The following is a 2,363-nucleotide window of genomic DNA, read 5'->3' on the forward strand; positions in this document are numbered from 1 at the left end:
GTCAAGGTCTGGAGCAAGCGACGTCTAGGCATCAATACTCACAGCCTACGCTACGCCTTGATAACGTATCTGCTACGCCAAGGAGTCAACCCGAGTATCGTGGCTAAACTCACGAAGCACAGCAAGCTGGACTTCATCCTCCGATACACACAGGAGAAGGAGGCTGAACGCGTGTTAAAGAGCGAGGAGTTCTTCGGGTGACTAGCATGGTCTTGATAAAGGTTAGGTGTCCCAGGTGCGGGCACGAGTTCTACGTCAACGTGAGCCGGGGCAACCCGAAGGGCTACGGCGCCCACTACGGCAAGAGGATTGAGAGGCTCACTCCCACGCACAAGGCGATACTCGAGGTTCTCAGGGAGCACGGGCCCTCCACGAAGAAGCGTATCGGCGCGATACTCGCGGAGAAGGGGATACGCCTAAGTGGTAACAGCCTGAGCGGGAGGCTAAGCGAGCTACTCGGTGCCGGCTACGTCTCCGTCGAGAAGACAAGGGTCAGGGAGGTCGACCCCAAGTCCAAGCAGTACCGCTTCGTGTTGAAGCCGGTCTGGGACTTGACCGAGAAGGGAGTCATGGCTAGCCTCGGTATCGAGGAGGAGAAAAAATAAGTTTGTTTTTTACTGTTTACCGCTTTTATCCTCCGCGTGCAGGTATTTGTACTCCAGGACGGCCGTCCTCATCATTATCTTCCCGATAAGCCTGCCAAGCTGGCTTAGAACCGCGTCCCTGCCGGCGAGCCCGAGCGCGTACTCCCTGATGAGCCCTGAGGCCGCGTTGACGTCGACGGCTATGTCGGGCCAGGCGTCAACCATGACCCTGTAGAGCGAGTACGCGAGGGAGTCGAGGCACTCTCTGTCGGCGTTCGGGTAGAGGGTTTTCAGGGTGATGTATAGGGCTATGCGTGTAACGTCCCCGGGGTTGAGCTTCTCCCAGAACTTGCGCTCGGCCTCGGTTAACAGGAGGCTGGAGCCGTCCTCGCTCGTCGGCATCGTGGCGTAGAGGGAGAGGAAGCCAAGCGTGTAGGCGACGAGGGTCGTGACGGGCTTGAAGACAACGTCGCCCTTCTCCTTGTCGCGGGACTTCTCTGCACCGAGTAGCCTGAGGTTCTCCTCTTTCAAAAGCTCCTGGCATTTCTCCTCTATTGTCTGCTCGGACATCACGTTTCTGTCTTGTTTTTGGGAACACTGTGGAATAAACATATCGTTATGTTTATCGGAGTGTACGACTATACTCTACGCGTGTCTAGCAGGTTTGACTATGAGCCGATATGGGCTACGCGTAAGAGTAGCGCGGACGCCGGCTACGTCGTCGCGGAGATAATGAAGTCGGCTATACTCGACACGGATCAGAACAACGCGTTGATCAAGCTTAGACGCCTGGTATCAGCTATACCAAACGTTAACCGGCTCAGGGACAAGATCCTCAAGCAGTCGGCCGAGCTTGCAGAGACAATGTTCAAGACGCGTAGGGCGGAGATAGAGGCCCGGTACAAGTCCGAGATAGAGAAGACCATGGACATCTCGATACGTAACAGGCTGGTCGAGAAGATGAATGCCGAGCTACGGGCCACGTGGCTCGAGACACAGGTTGAGGCAATGCTCCAGGTTATAGCCGACGAGACGAGCAGGCTCGGAATATGGTTCGGCTTCATATACGAGAAGACGAGCCTGAAGAACGCTGTACAGGTGGAGTAGAGTAATGCCGTTCACGGCCGACGAGCTACGCGAGAAGAGCCTCTTGTTCAAGCTACTCGTGCCCAGGCACGGCCTACTGAAGCCCAGGCGAGTCTACTTCAGGCACGTGAGCGTCTTCGGCACGCCGGAGTCGGGCAAGACCACGTTCGTGCTGTGGTTCCTCAGGAAGATAGAAGAGGTTCTAGACCTGTCCTCCACGAACTTCATCGCTGTGAGGTGTATGAGGCTCCAGACGTGCCTCGACACGCTGGAGCAGGCGGGTCTGCCGAACAAGCCCTACTACATCGCCTTGTTCGTAGACGACGCGGAGGCCTTCCAGACGAGCCACAGGGCCCTGTCAGCGGAGAACGTCGCGAGCATGCTGGCGCACAACAACATCAGGCACCTTGTATCACGCATGGGTATCGAGACGGCCTTCATAACGCTTGTATACGCTACTCAGAGGTTCAGGAACCTCCAGCTCTTGATGAGGCAGGGCCACGCCGTGGTCTTCAAGGCGCTCGCGATAAACGACCCGAGCGAGGAGCTAGCCTACCGCCAGTGGCTCGGGGACACGCGTGTAGACGAGCTGTTAGAGGTGACTAGGAGGATATACGTGGAGCACGACGACACGGCTAAGGGCTACGCGTATATACGCACGATAAGCGGAGACGAGGAGTGGCTGTACAGGCA

The 2,363-nt window shown here is 56.8% G+C and carries 4 protein-coding genes and 1 pseudogene; 4 read left to right on the top strand and 1 reads right to left on the bottom strand.

Going from position 1 to position 2,363, the window contains the following annotated elements:
* Together ACP5VX_RS07050 and ACP5VX_RS07055 are read left to right on the top strand one after the other, a co-directional pair.
* Positions 1 to 201: pseudogene (locus ACP5VX_RS07050) on the top strand (integrase); the annotation flags it as partial.
* A gap of 5 nt (positions 202 to 206) precedes the next feature.
* On the top strand, positions 207 to 605 hold the full coding sequence (locus ACP5VX_RS07055; RefSeq protein ID WP_428725171.1) for a hypothetical protein: 399 nt from the start codon (positions 207 to 209) through the stop codon (positions 603 to 605).
* Positions 606 to 614: 9 nt separating this feature from the next.
* Here the strand turns inward: ACP5VX_RS07055 and ACP5VX_RS07060 are convergent, their stop codons facing one another.
* Positions 615 to 1,154, bottom strand: coding sequence for a hypothetical protein (locus tag ACP5VX_RS07060; protein WP_428725172.1), 540 nt, complete (start codon positions 1,152 to 1,154; stop codon positions 615 to 617).
* A gap of 60 nt (positions 1,155 to 1,214) precedes the next feature.
* Between ACP5VX_RS07060 and ACP5VX_RS07065 the strand changes: the two genes are divergently transcribed.
* Together ACP5VX_RS07065 and ACP5VX_RS07070 are read left to right on the top strand one after the other, a co-directional pair.
* Positions 1,215 to 1,691 (top strand): hypothetical protein, encoded by a 477-nt coding sequence (locus ACP5VX_RS07065; protein ID WP_428725173.1) that lies wholly within the window; start codon positions 1,215 to 1,217, stop codon positions 1,689 to 1,691.
* A gap of 4 nt (positions 1,692 to 1,695) precedes the next feature.
* Positions 1,696 to 2,363: hypothetical protein (locus ACP5VX_RS07070; protein WP_428725174.1), on the top strand; the 668-nt coding region annotated here is incomplete at its 3' end.

It is taken from the genome of Thermogladius sp., from assembly GCF_049970955.1.
Lineage (GTDB): Archaea > Thermoproteota > Thermoprotei_A > Sulfolobales > Desulfurococcaceae > Thermogladius.